This is a genomic window from Pedobacter steynii, from assembly GCF_001721645.1.
Taxonomy (GTDB): Bacteria; Bacteroidota; Bacteroidia; order Sphingobacteriales; family Sphingobacteriaceae; genus Pedobacter; species Pedobacter steynii_A.
Genome location: NZ_CP017141.1, coordinates 3228505 through 3249213 on the forward strand (window position 1 = coordinate 3228505; position 20709 = coordinate 3249213).

Consider the following 20709-nt stretch of genomic DNA (forward strand, 5'->3'; position numbering starts at 1 on the left):
ATCAAAAGCGCTCTAATTATTTAACACGATCGTCATGCAGGAAATTATTCCGGCGTGACGATTCTTTATGTACTTGTTCATGAATCTAATCAAGCCCTATCTTTTTTGTCTGATGCTCTGTCTTGGCTTTGTCCGTACGAACATTGCCCAGGTTCCGGCAGATTGGGAAAATCCTTTAATCCCTTCCCAAAATGCGGTTAAACCCCATGCCTGGTTCATTCCCTATCCTGATCAGCAGGCCATGGACCGGCAATCCAGCCCCTTTCTGAAATCCCTGGATGGACTATGGAAGTTTAAGCTGGTGAAGAACCCCTCAGAAAGATCACATACTTTTTATAAAAATACCACCGAAACCGAGGATTGGGCATCCATTAAGGTGCCCGGCCACTGGCAAACCCAGGGGTATTCAAAGTTTATTTTTACGGATGTTGAATATCCAATTCCTGCCACGCCGCCTTTTGTACCTAAGGAAGACAATCCGGTAGGGCAATACCAAAGGGAATTTATGGTTGAGGAAAACTGGAATGGAAAACAAATTTTCATTCATCTCGGCGCCGTAAATTCTTTTTATTACCTCTGGATCAACGGGCAATATATTGGATTTAGTAAGGATAGTAAAACACCTACTGAATTTGACATTACCAAAGTGGTAAGGAAAGGAAAAAATACGGTTTCCATGCAGGTATTCAGGTTTAGTGATGCGACTTATCTGGAAGGACAGGACATGTGGAAGCTTAGCGGACTGGAAAGAACTGTCTTTCTCATCGCCAGGCCAGCATTTCATTTGTCGGATTTTAAGGTAAAGGCAACACTGGATGAGTCTTATCGAAACGGAAAATTAAACCTGGATCTTGCTTTTAACAGACAGCCTGGCAAATTGGATAAAGGAACGGTAGAATTGAAGGTTTTTGATCCTGAAAAGCCTGAGGTATCGCTCTACAGGACACAGAAAAATATAGCCGTTGCGCTGAATTTTAACACCAGTTTTGCTGAGGTTAAAACCTGGAATGCAGAACATCCGAATTTGTATGTGATGGAAATCAGTCATCGGGATCAACGGGGAAAGCTGCTGGAAGTGATCCGTCATAAACTGGGATTCAGAACAGTAGAGGTAAAAGGAGGATTATTTCTGGTCAACGGGAAGGCGATAAAAATAAAAGGGGTAAACCGTCATGAGCATGATATGCTGAATGGAAAGATCGTGACGGAAGAAGGGATGATCAACGACATCAAGGTGATGAAAGAGCTCAACATCAATGCGGTAAGGGCCAGCCATTACCCCAATACCGAAAGGTGGTATGCGCTATGTGATCAGTATGGCCTTTATGTGGTAGATGAAGCGAATATAGAATGTGATGGAATGAGTTTCACACCATTAAAAACCTTGTCGGACAAGCCAGAGTGGAAAGCGGCTTATCTGGACCGCATTGCAAGGATGTACGAACGGGATAAGAACTTTACCTGCATCATTACCTGGTCACTTGGAAATGAAAGTGGTTTTGGTGAAAACCTGATGGCTGGCTACGATTGGCTGAAAGCCCGGGACGCTTCCCGTCCGGTGCAATATGAGGCCACTAAAGACGAACGTTATTCGGATATTTTCTGCCCCATGTATAAATCGGTCAAGGTAATGGAAAATTATGTGAAAGAATGGAAGCCCCGGCCATTGATTCAATGTGAATATGCCCATATGATGGGCAATAGTGGAGGGAACCTAAAGGACGACTGGGATCTGATTTATAAGTATCCGCAACTACAGGGAGGTTTTATCTGGGACTTCTCCGACCAGACTTTTAGTAAAAAAGACGATAAAGGAAACAAAATATGGGCTTATGGCAGGGATATGGGAACTGTAGGGATAACAAGCGATACCAGTTTTTGTGCGGACGGGTTAGTGGCGGCAGACCGTTCCTGGCATCCCCAGGCTTATGAGCTGCAAAAAGTATATCAGAATGTAAGTTTTGAAGCTGCAGATCTGCAGGCTTATATTTTTAAACTGAGAAACAGGTTTGATTTTACCAATCTGGAAGACTTTACCTTTAAGTGGAATATTAAAGGTGGGGGAACGATTGTGGCCTCCGGAAGTATCGAAAACTTAATTGTGGCACCACAGTCTGTAGAAGAAATTAAATTAAAGGTGCCCTCATTTAACCCAAAACCAGGATTGGAATACCTGATCACCTTTGAGGTGTATACCCGAAAAAGTACGGAATTGTTACCTGCGGATTTCCGGATTGCTACTGAACAGTTTTTACTTCCGATAAAGGCTGTTGGGCTTTCTTCTTCCCCAACGGGTGGGAAACTGAAGATAAAAGAAAGCACTGAAATGCTGCTTGTTGGTACAGATGCACTGAATATTGGGTTTAATAAAAAAACGGGATTGTTAGACAGTTATAAGATCTCGGGAAAAGAACTCATTAAAGCAGCGCTCCTGCCTCACTTCTGGAGGGCCGCAACGGATAACGATATTGGAAATAGCATGCAGATCAGGTCTAAAATCTGGCAGAATGCTTTTGATCAGGCGGTATTGACTTCGTTTGAAAATCAAAAGTTATCAAATGATGGAGCTGTAGTGACGACAGTCCACGACCTTCCTGAGTTAAAACTGACCATTACTACAGCATACCACATCAAAGGGGATGGAAGTATAAATGTGAATTATCAGCTTAAAGCAGGCGACCGTAGTCTGCCTGAGATTCCCAGGATAGGAATGAGGGTGATCCTGAATCCTGAATTTGATCGGGTGACCTGGTTTGGAAGAGGGCCCTTTGACAATTATGCTGACCGGAACTATGCAGCTCATATTGACCTGTACCGGATGTCTGCAGATGCTTTATTTCATCCCTATCCAAGGGCACAGGAAAGTGGCTACCGCACCGGGGTAAGGTGGATGAGCCTGACCAATCAGAATGGAGTCGGGCTTTCCGCTACTGGGGCTCCGGAAATCAGTACAGGAGTTTTACATTTTGATATGAAAAACCTGGATTTTGATAAAAATGCAACCCAAAATATACATGGAGGATCCATGACTAATGAAAACCTGATCTGGTGGAATATTGACGCAAAGCAAACCGGTGTTGGTGGGGATAACAGCTGGGGTGCTGAAGCCCATCCGCAGTATCGGATTCCTGCCCGGAATTATACTTATTCTTTTACCCTTCGTCCTCTTTTTAAGTCCGGCGAAATCAATAATGATAAATGATGATGTCTTTTATGCGCAGCTGTTGCTTATGTGTTTTTGTAATACTGGCCTCAATAAATGAATTCAAGAAAACAGGTTCCGGGCGACTGGATTTTCCGGATGTGCTGAGTATGGGCTTTGAAGTGGTCAATCCCGGAAAAATTGAAACGACTGTATTTGCCGACATGGGGGCATGGCATGCTTATACGCTGCCTGCTTCGGCAAAGGATAATGGTGCCTTCATTGGCCCACTGCTGATGGACCTCAAAGGAGAATGGCTGGGAAATACGATTTCCAGACTCTGGCTTAAAGCGGATGGAAAAGAATTGAATCTTTCGACAGCCAAAACCAAGCTGAAGTATTATCCTGGATTACTCTTACAGGAAATGCTGATCAATGACCTGAAAATAGAATTGCAATTGATTTTCGTTTCAGACCGGTCTGCAATGATCAACACCAGGGTGTACAACCTGTCCGGGAAATCAAAGAAAGTGCAGCTGTCCTGGACGGGGGAGGTTCAGCTGACATCAGCGAACTTTAAAAAAAGGGATAGGGGGATTGATATCGGATTTAATGATAATGAACATCAGTTTATCCAGCAATTCAACAGTCCGCATAAAATGGACATCCGGATCTCAGAAAATAGATATCAGGCCAATCTGGAAGAAGTGATGGTTCAGCCCCAAGCACATTTTGCTATCAGCCAGACACAAAGTTATTACCTGAACGCAAAGGAAAGCCAGGCGGCAGCTGGTAGGGTCTTTAATTTTAATAAAGAATTCAGGGCAAATCAAAGACGCTGGGATAAATACCTGAGCGATTATTTCAATGCTCCAGGATTACAGATTACCAGACCGGAGGAACGCAAACTGGCTGTAAAATCAATCGTTACCCTGATGACCAACTGGAGAAGTAAGTCGAAAGACCTTTTACATGGCGGACTCTTCCCTTCCCTGAACTATCAGGGATTTTATGGCTTTTGGAGTTGGGACAGCTGGAAACAAGCCGTAGGACTGAGCTATTTTAACCCTGCACTGGCGAAAGAAAATATGCTGGCCATGTTTGACTATCAGGATGAACATGGTATGGTTGCGGATTGTATTTATACGGATAAGAAAGAGAACAACTGGAGGGATACCAAGCCGCCACTGGCAGCATGGGCGGTATGGAAAATCTATGAGCAATCCAGAGATATCTCCTTTCTGAAAACCATTTATCCACGACTGGTAAAATACCACAACTGGTGGTACAAAAACCGCGACCACAATCAGAACGGGCTTTGTGAATTTGGGGCTACTGATGGGACTCGTATCGCCGCAGCCTGGGAAAGTGGTATGGACAATGCGGTTAGGTTTGATAAAGCGGTGTTATTGAAAAATAATTCCAGCGCCTGGTCATTGAATCAGGAATCGGTAGACCTGAATGCTTATCTGTATGCAGAGAAGGGATATCTCGCCAAAATTGCCATGGCTATGGGCGATTTTAAAGGGAGCCAGGAATGGAAGACCGGACTTGCTCCTTTAAAACAGAAAATCAACTCTACTTTCTTCCGGGAAGAGAAAGGATTTTATTATGATAAGACCCTGGATGGACAATGGATTGATGTGGACGGACCAGAAGGGTGGCTTCCCATCTGGTGTGGTTTGGCGGATACCAGTCAATTGAATTCTATTCTGAAAATGATGAAAAAAACAAATAAGTTTGATACTCCTGTTCCTCTGGCTACATTGGCTGCTGATCATCCGGGTTTTGATCCCCTGAAAGGATATTGGAGAGGGCCGGTATGGCTGGATCAGTTCTATTTTGGCTATTCCGGCTTATTGAGATATGGCAGAAAAGAGGAAGCAGCCTACTTTTTAGATAAGTTGTTGAAAAATGCAGAAGGACTCCAGGGAAAAGGAGCTATCCATGAGAATTACCACCCGCTTAGCGGAAAAGGCTTAAATGCAAAAAATTTCAGCTGGTCAGCAGCACATTTGTTAATGATATTAAAAGAGAATACACATGATACTTTCTGAGAAAGACCTTAAAGAAACCCTGAATACATTTTATAAGCTTGATGCTGAGGTAAAGAAAATTGCCGGTTATGAAGAACAGAATTTTCTGCTGAATACCAATACGGGATTGAAGTTGATTTGTAAAGTAAATCCTGCCCCCTATGATGAACACTACCTGGACGCACAGCTGAAAGCCCTGCAGTTTTTGTCGGCAACACCATTGGCTGCCAGGGTGCAGTCTGTTGTTGCCAACCTGGAAGGACAGGCGATCACCAAAACTGAAATAAACGGACATCTCTACTGCATCAGGGTATTGTCTTTTCTGGAAGGCACTTTTCTCGCTGAGCTTCCTGTTTTAACGCCTGAACTGTTAACCGACTTAGGGAGTACCCTCGCAAAAATGGACCAGGAACTAAGAACTTTTAACCATCCGGCTGTGTACCGATTTAATGAATGGGATCTGGCCTATGTGCTGGCATCCAAAGAAAACCTTCATTTTATTAAAGATCATGAAAAGAGGCGGATTGCGGCTTACTTCCTGCTTCAGTATGAAATGGAAGTGGTACCATTGATGTACCAGTTGAGAACGGCAGTAGTCCATAATGATGCCCATGACCTGAATGTACTAGCTGATCAGGATAAAGTAACGGGATTTATAGATTTTGGGGATATTGCCAAAACACAACTGATCCATAATATTGCGATTACCCTTACCTATGTCATGTTCCGGCAGGAACAGCCTTTACAGGCAGCTGTAACGGTACTGAAAGCCTACCATCAGGGATACAATTTGACAGAACAGGAGCTTTCTGTTCTTTATTATCTGATTGGGGCAAGGCTTAGTCTGAGTGTAACCCAGTCTGCCAGTAAAAGAGCACAGGGGGATAATGAGCATCATTTTGTATCAGAGAATGATGCCTGGAAGTTGTTATATCAGTTGCTGAAAATCAATCCGGTTCTTGCTCAGAATGAATTTAATCTCGCTTGCGGGTTCCCTAAAGTGAGCCCTGCGAAGGAAGAACTGGATCATCTTTTAAAAATAAGAAAAGAACGCATCGGAGCTAACCTGAGCATCAGCTATAAGAAACCTTTAAAAATCATTAAGGGGGCATTTCAATACCTGTATGATGATCAGGGAGATACTTTTATCGATTGTGTCAATAATGTCAGCCATGTCGGGCATTGCCATCCTGTTGTAGTACGGGCGATGCAGCATCAGGCAGCAAAGTTAAATACGAATACCAGATACCTTCATGATAGCTTACTGGAATATGCAAAGCTCATCACTGACAGCTTACCTGATCCGTTAAGTGTTTGTTATTTTACCAACTCGGGAAGTGAGGCGAACGACCTGGCGATTAGAATTAGCAGGCATTATACCCGGCAAAAAGATGTGATTGTGCTGGATCATGCTTATCATGGAACTTCGACTGTGGCGATGGAGCTGAGCCCTTATAAGTTCGACGGGCCGGGTGGAGGCGGACAACCTTCGCATATTCATAAAGCGATGAATCCCGATTTGTATCGTGGAGCTTACCGTTATGGAGATCCACAGGCCGGGGCAAAGTATGCCCTTGATGTAGAACGTTTAATAACAGCGCTTAAAACATCGGATAAGGGCATTGCAGCATTCATCTGTGAGACGCTGTTAGGTGTAGGCGGACAGATTCCTTTACCTCCGGATTACCTCAAAGAAGTATACCGGCATGTGAGAGCTGCGGGTGGACTTTGTATTGCGGATGAAGTGCAGGTTGGCTTTGGACGGATCGGTGATCATTTCTGGGGATTTGAACTTCAGAACGTTGTTCCGGACATCGTGGTATTGGGTAAACCGATCGGAAACGGGCATCCTATGGCTGCGGTAGTAGTTACTGCTGAAATTGCAGCTTCTTTTAACAATGGAATGGAATATTTCAATACTTTTGGGGGGAATCCGGTGTCTATGGAAACCGGAATTGCAGTGATGAAGGTGATTCGGGAAGAGGAGCTGCAGCAGCAGGCCCTGGAAACTGGAAACCACCTGATGGTGGGCCTGACCAAGCTGATGGACAATCACCCACTGATCGGAGAGGTCAGAGGACATGGCCTTTTTGTTGGGGTAGAGTTGGTCAGAGACCTTCTTACGCTGGAACCTGCTGTTCCTGAGATAGACCTGATTGTGGAAGAGATGAGGAACCGTGGATTTTTATTGAGCACAGACGGGCCTTTACATAATGTGATAAAAATCAAACCACCCTTGGTATTTTCCAAAGAGAATGCGGATGATTTAGTGGCCCATCTGGATGAGGTATTGTATAAAATTAAATAAATAATGGAGCATAAAACGCTGATTGAAGTATTAAACGGATTATTGACCAGATATAAAGAACGTGTACCTGATGTGGCAGGAATCATTGATGCGATGATTGCTGAAGGGGTCATCAACAATTTTGAGGAAATCGAAAATGACCATGTTGCCTTCCGGACCTTAGGTGTCCCTCATCTGGGGATTGCCTCTCTGGAAAAAATTTTCCTGGCTTATGGTTATGAGAAAAAAAGCCCTTATCATTTTTCAGAAAAGAAACTGGATGCGTATTGGTATGCACCCCCGTCCCCTGAATTCCCGCGTATTTTTATCAGTGAGCTGATCGTTACGGCGCTTTCTGAGCGGGCACAGCGCCTGATTCATAAATATACCGATGTGATAACAGCGGATCCTGTAGATGCGCTGGACCTGAATAATGGCGCTGCGGTAGACCGGTTTCTGCATAGCCCACTTTGGGAAACACCAACAGTAGAGGATTATACGGAACTGATGGCAGAGAGTGAATATGCAGCATGGACGATCTATAACCGCTATTACCTGAACCATTTTACCATCAGCATTCATAACCTGAAGGAAGGCTATAACAACCTGGAGGCATTTGACCGGTTCCTGTTAAAGCATGGATTTAAACTGAATGATGCAGGTGGAGAGATCAAAACCAGCAGCGATGGGGCATTGTTGCAAAGTTCTACAGTGGCAGAGCTGGTGGAAGCCACTTTTGCAGAAGGCAAAAGGAAAGTCATCGCGGGTTCTTATGTGGAGTTTGCAGAAAGAAAGGTATTGCCTGAATTTGCAGGAATTCCGGCAGCAGAACTTAACAATACACATAGAAGAGAAGGCTTTGAAGCGGGAAATGCAGATAAAATTTTTGAAAGCACTTTCCTCTCGCAAACCAGTAAGAAATAGGGATTTACATTTTTTTAGGCAATTGATTTGGAATAAATCTAAATAATAACAACCTTTGCAATATCAACAAGGTTTAATCAATGCAAAACACAACTATAGCATCTCCAATACATTTTGAAGAAGTATTTAGTACCGGAAAAGGTTCCATCTATCAGTCAGACAGTGAAAACTGCTGGTATATAGATTTTGCCGGAAAGCTGGCCCGTTTTGATTACCGTAATCTTTTAAAATTAAAGAAAGCGGTATACAACATTGATATCGAAAACATCCTGTTGACGAGTGATAAATCCGCTGATGTGGAAATTATCTTCATCTGTGCCTGCGATCACTGTTATGTTTTATCTTTACTCCAGATCATTGCCCTGAAAGAATTGTTACAGGGAACCTTTGTCATGCTGGATCTGAACCACATTATTCAGGATCGGCTGTTCCGCTTAGTCGTTTGATCTAATTAGACTTAGAATCTTTCCGAATTGCCTTTAAATGCAATATTGTTGATTTATACCCTTATTTTTGTCTTAGTAATTAGGAATTAAATCAACAATAATATGAAAGATATCATTCGCGTAAAAAGCTTACTCTCCACAGATGTTGAGACGCTTTTAAACCAACAGATTAAAAAAGAAGCCCTATCTTCCTCAATCTATCTTTCCATGGCATCATGGTGCGGTCGCAACGGATACGATTTCTCCTCTGATTACTTCTTTAAGCAAGCTGAAGAAGAAAGAGTTCATCAGTTAAAATTTTATAAATATGTTCTTGATATGGGTGGAATGGCTATTTCGCCGGAAGTAACCAATATCAAGCTTGAATATAACTCTTTCCGTGAGGTGTTTGAAGAAGCATTAGATCAGGAGATCAGTGTTACCCAGTCGATTAAAAACATCGCTGCACGTTGCCATAAAGAACAGGATTATGTAACTCTTGAGTTCTTAAACTGGTTCTTCAAAGAACAACGTGAGGAAGAATACAAAGCCAGACGTGCGCTGGAACTATTCGACGTAATCGGAGAAGAAGGAACAGGAAGATGGCAGATCGATAAAAATGTAGGCCAGATCGTTTACAACGAGGGTTAATCCGCTGATTTAAACCCATAACGCTTTTTTATTATAGCACATATTGATGTAAAACCATCAGTATGTGCTATTTTTGTTTTCTGAATAATTGTAGCGATGTCAAAGAAGGGAAAAGATAAAAAAAAATCAAAGCAGGAGAAAAAGGATAGGAAGAAAAAGAACTGCTGTGAGAAGTTCCTGAGAGGAAAACGTTGTAAAAATTGTCCGTTTGGCTAGTTTACAGGCATTGAACCAGCCTCAATATACTGAGAGGGGGTTTGTCCAAACTGCTTCTTAAACTCCCTGCTGAAATACTTACGATCTGAAAATCCAACCATATAACCCACCTCATATACCGTATAATGCCTTTGTAGGAGGAGTTGGGCCGCTTTTTTTAGCCGGATAGACTTGGAAAAATCATTTACTGAAAGGTCTGTCAATGCTTTTAGCTTTTTATACAATACGGATTGACTCATTCCGATCTTCTCTGCCAGAAGGTCCACCCCAAAATTTTCCTCTTCCATATGCTCCTCTATAATTCCGATCAATCTGGAAAGAAATTGTTCATTGACGGGATTAACCATCACCTGATTTGGTTCCAGGATCAGTTCCCTGCTGTACTTCTTCCGCATCTTTTCTCTTGCCTCCAGCAGGTTGTTTACCTGAAGCTGCAGTATTCTGGTGCTGAAAGGTTTGATCAGGTAAATATCAGCCCCCTGACTTAATCCGCTGATCTGATCGGTTTGATCGCTCTTAGCAGTTAAAAGCAGGACGGGGATATGACTAGTCCGCTCGTCGGATTTTAATTGATTACAGAGCGTAAAACCGTCCATTTCCGGCATCATTACATCACTGATGATCAGGTCTGGAATTTCTATAGTTGCGATATTCCATCCTTCCAATCCATTTTCCGCAACAAGAACCACATAATCGGGTTCCAGTGTGCTGCTGATCAATGCACGGAGTTCCCAATTGTCTTCGACAATCAGGACGGTAGGTCTTTTGATTTCTTTTGATTTCGGGCCGGGGTTTTCCTGGTGTTCTGGTATCTGCCTGGCAGGGTCCTCTGTCGGCGTCGGGGAGGGCTGGCTTTGTATCGGAGCGGATAGTTGTTGTGCTGCAAAATGAGCGTTTCCACGCAATAGTTGTAGCTCAAAGCGGGTAAAGCCTGCTTCTGCCTCACTGGCAGGTTTGCTGCTTACTTTAATATTTCCTTTATGCAGTTCTATAATATTTTTGGCCAATGCCAGTCCGATTCCATAACCTGTATTCTGGATGCTATGGTCATCTACCTGGAAATAGTTAACAAACAACTGCTCCAGATACTGTGGTGCAATTCCTCTTCCCGTGTCACTAATGCTGATCAGCACCCGGTTTTGTTCCGTCTGGATATTTATCCTGATATGCCCTTGATCAGGAGTAAACTTAAAAGCGTTGGAAAGCAGATTGAAAAATACCTTTTCCAGTTGCTCTTTGTCAAAATACAGCATCAGTGGCTCCTGATCATAATTGAAAGAGAAATGAATATTCTTTTTTCCGGATAAATCTTCGAAAGCCGCATATATGTCCTTCAGGAATAGAATCAGATCATAAGCAGCCACGCGTAACTTCAGATTTTTGGTATCTGCCTTCCTGAAATCCATCAGTTCACTAACCAGCTTTAACAACCTGTCTGCATTATTCTTTACACTCGTTAACTGCTGTCCGATCAGGTTGTCCGATTGCCTGCCTTCCAGTAACTTTTCTACAGGTGCCATGATGAGCGTCAGGTGGGTTCTGATTTCATGGGAGATATTGGTGAAAAAATTTAATTTGATCTGGTGCAGTTCTTCATCTTTTAATAACAAACCCCGCAGGTAGAAAAATCGGGTAATGAAAAATAGAATAAGTCCCAGCAAAGCCGCATAAAAGATATAAGCCCACCAGGTTTTCCATATGGGAGGAAGAATCTCTATCTGCATGCTGGCAGTTTCACTCCAGATCCCATCATTATTAGCCCCTTTTACCAATAGGGTATAGGTTCCCGAAGGAAGGTTGGTATAGGTGGCGACGGGGCTGCGGCTTTCTATCCATTCCTCATTTATGCCTTCCAGTTTATAAGCATATTTGTTTTTATTGGATTTAATATAGTTGAGCAAAGCAAATTCAATGGCGAAAACATTTTGGCCATAATGAAAAACCAGCTTTTCTGTAAACCCGATATCTTCTTTCAACAGGCCATCTGCAGCATGGATGCTGACCGGATTATTGAACAGCTTTAATCCGGTAAAGGCAATGCTGGCCTGCTCCTCATTTTTCTCAATCTGATCAGGAAAAAAATGGGTGAGCCCATTGTATCCTCCAAAATACATTTCTCCGGCCTTTGTTTTAAAGAACGAATTGTAATTAAACTCGTCTCCTGCCAGCCCATCACTGGTGGTATAAGTACGGAAAGTCTGATTTTTTGGATTAAACCTTGATAATCCATTTGAGGTACTGATCCAGAGTTGTTGTTTCCCATCCTCCAGAATGCCTACTACATTGTTATGGCTCAGGCCATCTTTAGTGGTATAGGTCTTGCTGAAAATTTTCCTGGATATTTCATATTTACTGAGTCCGCCGTAATACAGGCCAATCCATATATTACCTGCTTTATCTTCCTGAATACAGTTGATAAAATTGGCATTGTTGTTTACACTGTTGCTTCCTCTTGGTAATTTAAATGACTGCAGGCTTTGACGGTTGGCATCAAGCAGGTATAAACCCGTTGTTGCGGCGATCCAGATGTTCTTTCTGGAATCTTCAAACAGGAATTTAACGTTGTGGTCTCTGATCTTGCGGATGGCAGGGATTTCGGGATAGGGGCTGAGGCTTGTCTTGCTCTTATTGAAAATCCGGATTCCGGTCTGGCTACCAATCCAGAGGGCTCCACGATCATCCTCCAGAAGAGCGACGATCTCCGAACGCGAGGTTTTAATCTCCTTACCCGTAACCAGAAAACGTTTGAAGCTATGACTGGCCGGATCAAAGAGATTGAGCCCTCCACCATGTGTGCCTACCCAGATATCACCGGTCCGGTCCTTGTAAATGACCTTCACTAAATCCGAACCCAAACTGGAGAAGTCGGCAGCTTTTACTTTATAGGAGCTGAACTGGCGGCGCTGCTGATCAAAATAATTCAGCCCTCCGCCCTCGGTCCCTATCCAAAGGTTTTCATTTTGGTCTGCAATGATAGAGCTGATGACATTATGACTGATCCCGGTCTGCTTTTCATTGTATTGAAAGGTCTTAAAATTAGTTGCGTGTGCATAGGCCACATTAATTCCTCCATAGTAAGTTCCAATCCATAGTGATCCGCTGTGGTCTTCATAAAGACTATAAATAGAGTTCTGGTTTAAACTCTGGTTAACAGCGGTACGGTGCTGATAGGTCTGGAATGTTTTTTTTGCCGGATCAAATAAGCTAAGTCCTTCCTGTGTGCCGATGCAGAGTTGCCCCTTTTTATTCCGGATGATCTTCCGAACGGCATTGTGCACTAGGCTGTTTTTTACTCCTTCCTGATGAAGATATCTGGAGAAAGTATTTGTAGTCGTATGAAAGAGGTTGATCCCTCCGTTTTCCGTGCCTATCCAAAGGTTGTGTTCCAGATCTTCGGTAATAGCAGTCACTGAATTGTCGCTCAGACTTTCAGGCTGCCCGGCAGCGTGTGTAAAAAATTGTAAAATTTTTAACTTGTTATTGCTGAAACGAAGACGTCCCAAACCATTGTTGGTTCCAATCCAGAAGTCCCCTTTGGAGTCTTCATATAAGCTCTGGACTTCTGAACCGGCAATTTTTTTGTCAAGGCCTAGTTGCCTGGCCGGACTGAACTTTTTTGTCTTTCGGTCAGATAACAGATAAAGCCCGTTTTTTGCCGCTACCCATAGGTTTCCTTTACGGTCTTCATATATGGAGATGATGGGTGTGTTTGATTTATTGATCAGCCCCTCCCTCAGGTATATCCGTTCAAAGCTGTTCTTCTTCGGATCAAACCGGTTCAATCCATTTGATGTCCCTACCCAAAGTTCTTTTTTAGAATCGCTGAATAAAGCATTGATGTAGTCGTCTGAAAGGGTGTTGGTATCTGCTGTCGTGCTTTTATATAACCTGAACCGGTTGCCATCGTATCTGTTGAGACCATATCTGGATCCGAACCACATAAATCCCTGGCTGTCCTGAGCAATGGCGAATATGGAATTCTGAGACAAGCCATTTTTAGTCATCAGCTGATTGAAGCTGAGTTCCTGTCCCTTTACGGGCAATTGTACGAGGACAATTGAGATTAAAAAAAATAGCCGTTTTAACATACCCCTATAATAATTGATCAGAATTAATCCCCCAAAAATTCTGTCTTGTTAAAATTACAATTTCAGCGGTGATTAAATCCTTAAATATTGAATATTCTCGTCAATTAATGATTAAACGCGATAATACCCCTATTTACAATCAAATTTCACCCCTGATTCCAACAGATTGAGCTCAACTTTACAATTGACCAAATCATGATTTGTCGCCCAGGACAAAATAAACTTAAACCAAATCGTATGAATAAACTTTACTACAGTATTCTTTATGATCCTTTCGTGATCAACAACCATCCATTGCAATCTTCCTGCTAACAGGTTTTGCAAAGAAACTAATCTTAACCAAATACAAACTTGTTTTATGAGAAAAATATTAACCATTATTGCTGTGGTGATTTGCTTTCTGCCAGGCATGCTTAGTGCCCAGACAAAAGTGATTACCGGAACGGTCAAAGAAAAAGAAGGTGCCCTGCCAGGCGCAGGCATTACAGAGAAGGGAATGCCCTCAAATGCGACGCTAACCGACGCAAACGGAAATTTCAAAATTACTTTAAAGGGCAGCAGTCAGGTCCTGATCATTAGAAATATAGGTTATCAAACCCAGGAAGTAAATGTTGCGGGCAATAGCAACGTAAATATTACTCTGGAAGTAGATTCAAAAGGGCTGGATGAAGTAGTCGTAGTTGGATACGGTACGCAGAAAAAGGTAAACCTGACCGGATCTGTGGCTTCTATCAGTGCTAAAGAATTGAATGCAAGACCCATTACAAACGTGTCTTCTGCTTTAGCCGGACTTGCGCCAGGCGTATCGGTACAGCAAGGAAGCGGTAAACCAGGATCAGACGGCGCAACCATTCGGATCAGGGGAACAGGAACGCTTAACAACAACAATCCTCTTGTTGTAATTGATGGTATTGTCGGAACGATGGATGCTGTAAACCCCAACGATATTGAGAACATCTCGGTACTAAAGGACGCGGCTGCAGGAGCAATTTATGGCTCGTTATCTGCGAATGGGGTAATCCTGATCACCACTAAAAAGGGTACCGCAGGACGAAATAATGTAACTTATTCAGGGTTGATCTCTTTTGCCAGACCAAGCAGACTGCCTGAATTTATATCCGATTACGCCAGGTTTATGCGTTTAACCAATGAGAGTAACCGTAACATGGGAGTCTCAGAAGTGTATGCTGCCGGAACGATCGAAAAATGGGATGAAGCCAATAAAAACCCTAATGGTATTAGTGCAAGCGGCGTTCCTAATTATGTAGCTTATCCGAATACGGATTGGGCGGAATGGGTTTTTGGTAAAAATCAATTGGTGCAGAATCATAACATAGCGGTAACAGGTGGTACTGACAAAGTAACTTATAACCTTTCTGCTGGTTATCTGGACAATGCGGGGATCATGAAGAATACCGGTTTACAGAAATATCAGATTCGTGCAAATGTGGAATCCAAGATCAATAAGGTGCTGACTTTAGGAACACAAACTTTCATCTCTACTCAGTCTGTCGGAAAAGCAAATACAGCGAATGCCTTTAACTTTATGTGGCAGACCAATCCAGGTATTTACCCTTTTTACGAGGGAAGATATGGTTTCGCACCGGCAATAGAAGAACCTGTAACCAATAACAACATCCTGACCTATCTGAATGGAACGGGAGGAAAGGATAAAGAAACAAGGATCAATTCTACGCTATATGCAATTTTTAATCTTTATAAGGGATTAACACTGGAAACAAAGGTCAATTACCAGGATCGGTATCGTGAATTGAGTAGTTTTGCAATGCCTATAGAGAAATGGGACTTTTCTACCAATACTTTAAAGGTGCCTTTATCGCCGGGTGCTGATCTGAGTACAAGTTATGAATTCAATAAAAACTATACCCTGACATTTGATAATGTGCTTCGTTACCAAACTTCCATTGGGAATCATGATTTAAGCGCGATGGTGGGGTACAATCAGTTTTATTACAATTTTTATGACGTAAGGACTTCTAAAAAAGGACTTATTGATTATGGTAATACGACTTTAAGTTCTGCAACAGATATCTCCAATACTTCCGGCGGGCAAGAGTACGACCGCAGCATGCGCTCCTGGTTTGGGCGTGTGAACTACGCATATAAATCAAAATACCTGCTTGAAGCTGTTTTGCGTTATGATGGATCCTCTAAATTTGCAAGCGAAAACAGATTTGGCGTTTTTCCCTCTTTTTCTGCAGGATGGAGAATCTCTGAAGAAGGCTTCATGAAAGGAATTGCAGATAAAATTCAAAACCTCAAACTACGTGCTTCATGGGGTAAAGTTGGAAATAATATCATGAGTGTGGATGATGACAGAGGCAATTATGACTATCTGGCCAGCTATGACAAAGTCAATTATTCTTATAACAATGCTTCTAATACGGGGCTTGCAGTTACCAAATTTGGAAATAATACCTTACAATGGGAGTCAACGGCAGTAGCCAATCTTGGCTTGGACCTGACCACTTTTGGCGGTAGAATGAACCTGGAGGTAGATGTATATCAGAAAAAAACAGACAATATCTTAACTACTCCTCCTATTTATCTTACTGCAGGTACGGCCAGTGCGCCAACACAAAATACGGCATCCATGAGCAATAAAGGGATAGAGTTTACTTTGGGATGGAAAGATAAAGTCGGAGAGGTGGAGTATTCTGTGGTCGGTAATTTTGCTTATAACTTTAACCGTGTGACCAAATACAGAGGGAAATTATCTGAAGGATATACCACCGATGCAAATGGAAACCGGGTCTATAGTTCGAATATCGGACAGGTGGGCTCAGGCGACAATACCCGTATTCTGGAAGATCATACCATTAATGAATTGTATCTGCTACAGGTATATAAAGGAAACGGATCTTACCAGAACACTGATGGAAGTGTAAATATCAATGGTGGACCCCAGGACGGAATGATCAGAACTACACAAGATCTGGATTGGGTAAGATCAATGATTGCAGCAGGGTATAAGTTTGGGCCGGTAAGTACAGTAGGAAAAGGACAACTTTATTATGGAGACCTGATCTATGCCGATTCAAACGCTGATGGTACTTATGGAAATAACTTTGATAAACAGTTTACCAATGCATCCAGCATACCGAAATATACAATGGGTCTGAATTTTGGCGCAGCGTGGAAAGGTTTTGATTTCTCTATGCTTTGGGCAGCCAGCACTGGAATGAAGTATTTATACAATCAATCGGGGATCAACAGTACCAGAACCAATCTTGGTAATGCTATCGGTACGAGAATCGCGGATGACCATTATTATTATAATGAGGCGAATCCAAATGACCCTGCCAATAACCTGACTGCAAGTTTACCTAGACTTAAATGGGGTTCGTCTGATAATCAAACCAATATTCCAAGTAATTTCTGGCTTTACAATGCTTCTTATTTAAAGCTTAAAAATGTTCAGCTGGGTTATTCATTCTCCGATGGTCTGATCAAAAGGATTGGATTAAGCAGATTGAGGGTATTTCTGACAGGAGAGAATTTGTTAATGATCACCAAGTATCCAGGGCTTGATCCTGAGGTTGGAGCTAATCTTTCTTATCCTACAATGAAACAATTTGCTACAGGTCTAACTGCAACTTTTTAAACGAAACAACAATGAAACAGAATATATTTAACTCAAAAAAAATCATGCTGTTGCTAATTGCAGGATTGAGCATCAGTAGCTGTAAAAAAAGTTTATTAGATACTGATCCGTATAGTTCAGTTAGTTCTGCAACGATGTGGACGACAGATAACCTGACCGATCTTGGTGTGACTGGTGTTTATCAGACATTGCGATTAGGGATTCAAAATAGTGGCGCCTCAGAGAGAGAGTTGTACCAGATGGATGGACTTGGCTTTACTTCGATGACACGTGGGGGCAATGACCTCATGACGGGAACTGCAACGCCTTCCAGTGGAAGGTTCAGTAATACCTGGAAAGAGTTGTATGAAGGAGTTCAGCGGGCAAATGATGCGATTGAAAATATTGCCTTAAAGTCACCGTCCACTCCGGAAAAAAAAGCAAGATACATTGCCGAATGTAAGTTTCTGCGGGCGTATTTTTACTTTAGATTGAATCAGCTGTTTAAAGGAGTTCCCGTGTACCTTAAGCCTTTGCCAATCACAGAAATGACCAATGGCCGGGAATCAGAAACGAAGGTCTGGGAAGTCATCATTAACGACCTGAATGACGCGATTAACGAACCTAACCTACCACAGAAGTATTCAAAAGGAGCTAGTCAATACGGACATGCAACGAAAGGTGCTGCTTATGCGTTGCGCGGAAAGGTCTATCTATACCAGAAAAAATGGGCAGAAGCTGCTGCTGATTTCAGTAAAGTGAAAGAAGCCGGATATGTTCTTTTTCAAGGAGGCTATAAGGCGCTGTTTAAAGAAGCCAATGAGCAGTCTGATGAAATGATCTTCTCTTTACAGAACATTGCCGTAGACGGATATGGATCGACCACACAGTGGTATCTGGGCTCCAGATCTTCTTTAGGCTCTGCCTGGAATAGTTATTACGTATCTCCTTCTCTTGTGGATCTGTATGAAAATGTGGATGGAAGTAAGTTTAACTGGGACGATATTATCCCTGGTTATAACACAATGCCGGCTAATAAACGGGAGGTTTTCTTTCTGAGAAATAACCTGAGCCCGACAGAAATTACCACTTTTACCAATAAAGGCCTGGATATGTCACTGTATTTACCAACAGGTAATGAAGAACGCATTAAAGCGGCTTATGCCAATAGGGACTCCCGACTAAATGCTACAGTGATTGTACCTTATGGAACTTACCTCGGTCGCCCGCAGTTTGGAGCAGATCAAACCTATACCATGCGCTGGCCGGCAAATAATGAACAGCCTCCGATATTAGATTTGTTCAGTGATTCCAGAAATCAGCTTTTCTACCTGTACCGTAAATTTGTTTATGAAGGTTCTACAGAATTGATCAATCGTCAGTATGGAGCAATTGACCTGCCAATCATCAGATATGCGGATGTTTTGCTAATGTGGGCGGAAGCACTCAATGAACTGCAACAAACTGGAGAAGCGATCAATAAAGTGAATGAGGTAAGGGCAAGAGCGGGCGTTGCTGCATTGAACTCTTCGGTAGCAACAACAGTAGCCGGGCCGGTTGATTTGAGAGACCGTATCCGCAATGAAAGAAGGGTAGAGCTGGCCTGCGAAGGTGTGAACTATTTTGATGAATTACGCTGGGGAACTTTAAAGGAAAAGGTGTTTACGACAACCGGAGGTGTGAATCAGGTATGGGGTGGAATTACTGTTCCTTATGTCTGGAAAGGTGATTATGTCACCACATGGCCAATTCCTCAGGTTGAAATCGAAATGAACCCGAATTTGAAACAAAACCTGGGATGGCAATAGTAAATTAGTCCTACGAATTCGCTTTAGTACGCTAAAGCGAATTCTTTATATTAAATTTTAGCATACACAAATTGAAAAAACAACTGGTTTTAGCTGCCTTATTTTTTCTTGCCTCATCTGGAATGTTCAATGAACTTTATGGACAGGGGAAAAAGTCAGGAGTAGTCAATCGTTATTACGTTGACAGCGAAAAAGGAAATGATAATGGTACCGGGAAATCAGAAAAAGATGCCTGGAGATCATTAGTAAAAGTTAACGCACAAACATTTCGGCCCGGCGACAAGATTTCGTTTAGAAGAGGTGGGCAATGGGAGGGGCAGCTCTTACCACAGGGTTCCGGAACAAAAGCGCAACCTATTATTTTTACGGCTTATGGAAAAGGAGCTTTGCCGGTTATTGCGGCAAAAGGAAAGTTCAAAGATGCTGTGCTCCTGAAGAACAATAGTAATCTTGTACTGGAATACTTTGATATTTCGAATCAGGATTCCTTGATTAAGGAACAAAAAACAGGTCCGGCGGGAGTTCGTATCCTTGCAGAAAATATCGGTACCATCTCCAACATCCGCTTGTCGGATTTGTACATCCATGACATTAACGGCGACAATAAGAAAGGAAGTAATGAAGGCAACGGAATCTATTGGGATTGCCAGGGACCCAAACCAAGCAATATTGAAAACCTGCTGATTGAAAATTGTAAGCTGCTGCGGATAGATCGGAATGGCATCCGCGGTAATGGAACTTTTGGTTTCAGAACCAACTGGTTCCCCAACAGAAACCTGACCATAAGAGGCTGTACACTGGAGGATATCGGTGGAGATGGGATTGTGGTTAAAGCCTTTGATGGTTCGTTGGTTGAACACAATAAATTGTTCTACATCAGAACCAGGGCTAAAGACAATGCTGTTGGAATATGGCCGCATAGCAGCGATAACACATTGATCCAGTTCAATGAGGTGGCATACACGAAAAACCAGGATTGGTCAAACGATGGTCAGTCTTTCGATATTGACGGGAACTGTACCAATACCATTATCCAAAACAATTACAGTCATGATAATGAGGGCGGATTTATGTTGGTGATTTCAGACGCCATCAATGAAAAAAGTAAAATGACTACCGGAAGCATCATCAGAAATAACCTAAGTATTAATGATGGAAATAAACGTAAACGTCTTTTCAATTTTGCCCTGGTTACGGACGCTACTCATATCAGCGGCAATCATTTTTACAACCTGTCTGCTGATACAGTAAAGATGGAATTGATAGATATTGAGCATGGCGTTCCGAAAAACGTAGTTTTTGAAAATAACACTTTTCATTACGCCGGAGCTTCAGTGGGTGTTTTTAGTAAATCTGCTCAACAGTATGATGCATTAAAATGGATTGGCAATACTTTCAAAGGCAATATTCAGGGTAAAGAGCAGCTGTTAAATGTAACGGAGGAGAAGAAGCTTCCTGAGGAAAGAGGGAATAATTTTCCATGGAATTTTTTGAAAGAAATAGAAAAGAAAATAAAAAACTAAGTATA

General features: G+C 42.4%; 10 protein-coding genes. 9 read left to right on the top strand and 1 reads right to left on the bottom strand.

Annotated elements, in window-relative coordinates; translation table 11 throughout:
* Window positions 1-79: 79 nt before the first annotated feature.
* From BFS30_RS13495 to BFS30_RS13520, 6 genes are all read left to right on the top strand, one after another.
* The gene (locus BFS30_RS13495) at window positions 80-3202 is read left to right on the top strand and encodes a glycoside hydrolase family 2 TIM barrel-domain containing protein (protein WP_083252041.1); all 3123 of its coding nucleotides are present in this window, start codon (window positions 80-82) and stop codon (window positions 3200-3202) included.
* Window positions 3199-5199 (top strand): MGH1-like glycoside hydrolase domain-containing protein, encoded by a 2001-nt coding sequence (locus BFS30_RS13500; RefSeq protein ID WP_208603060.1) that lies wholly within the window; start codon window positions 3199-3201, stop codon window positions 5197-5199. Before BFS30_RS13495 ends, BFS30_RS13500 begins: the two co-directional genes overlap by 4 nt.
* Window positions 5186-7486, top strand: coding sequence for an aminotransferase class III-fold pyridoxal phosphate-dependent enzyme (locus BFS30_RS13505; RefSeq protein ID WP_069379769.1), 2301 nt, complete (start codon window positions 5186-5188; stop codon window positions 7484-7486). Before BFS30_RS13500 ends, BFS30_RS13505 begins: the two co-directional genes overlap by 14 nt.
* A 3-nt stretch (window positions 7487-7489) precedes the next feature.
* Window positions 7490-8389 (top strand): DUF1338 domain-containing protein, encoded by a 900-nt coding sequence (locus BFS30_RS13510; RefSeq protein ID WP_069379770.1) that lies wholly within the window; start codon window positions 7490-7492, stop codon window positions 8387-8389.
* An 80-nt stretch (window positions 8390-8469) separates the two neighbouring features.
* Window positions 8470-8835 carry a hypothetical protein gene (locus BFS30_RS13515; protein WP_069379771.1) on the top strand — a complete coding sequence of 122 codons (366 nt, stop codon included), beginning with the start codon at window positions 8470-8472 and terminating at the stop codon, window positions 8833-8835.
* Window positions 8836-8937: 102 nt separating this feature from the next.
* Complete coding sequence (locus tag BFS30_RS13520; RefSeq protein ID WP_069379772.1) at window positions 8938-9465, top strand: ferritin; 528 nt, start codon at window positions 8938-8940, stop codon at window positions 9463-9465.
* A 212-nt stretch (window positions 9466-9677) separates the two neighbouring features.
* Here BFS30_RS13520 and BFS30_RS13525 read toward each other — a convergent pair whose 3' ends face one another.
* Window positions 9678-13769, bottom strand: a complete 4092-nt coding sequence (locus BFS30_RS13525) for a hybrid sensor histidine kinase/response regulator transcription factor (protein WP_069379773.1) — start codon at window positions 13767-13769, stop codon at window positions 9678-9680.
* 358 nt (window positions 13770-14127) lie between these two features.
* Here BFS30_RS13525 and BFS30_RS13530 point away from each other — a divergent pair, with 358 nt between their 5' ends.
* The 3 genes from BFS30_RS13530 to BFS30_RS13540 all read left to right on the top strand — a co-directional run bounded on the left by BFS30_RS13530 (window position 14128) and on the right by BFS30_RS13540 (window position 20704).
* Entirely contained in the window at window positions 14128-17394 is a 3267-nt protein-coding gene (locus tag BFS30_RS13530) for a SusC/RagA family TonB-linked outer membrane protein (protein ID WP_069379774.1), read from the top strand.
* An 11-nt stretch (window positions 17395-17405) separates the two neighbouring features.
* Window positions 17406-19181: a RagB/SusD family nutrient uptake outer membrane protein gene (locus BFS30_RS13535; protein WP_069379775.1), complete on the top strand. Its 1776-nt coding sequence runs from the start codon at window positions 17406-17408 to the stop codon at window positions 19179-19181.
* Window positions 19182-19252: 71 nt separating this feature from the next.
* Window positions 19253-20704 carry a right-handed parallel beta-helix repeat-containing protein gene (locus tag BFS30_RS13540; protein ID WP_069379776.1) on the top strand — a complete coding sequence of 484 codons (1452 nt, stop codon included), beginning with the start codon at window positions 19253-19255 and terminating at the stop codon, window positions 20702-20704.
* Window positions 20705-20709 lie beyond the last annotated feature (5 nt).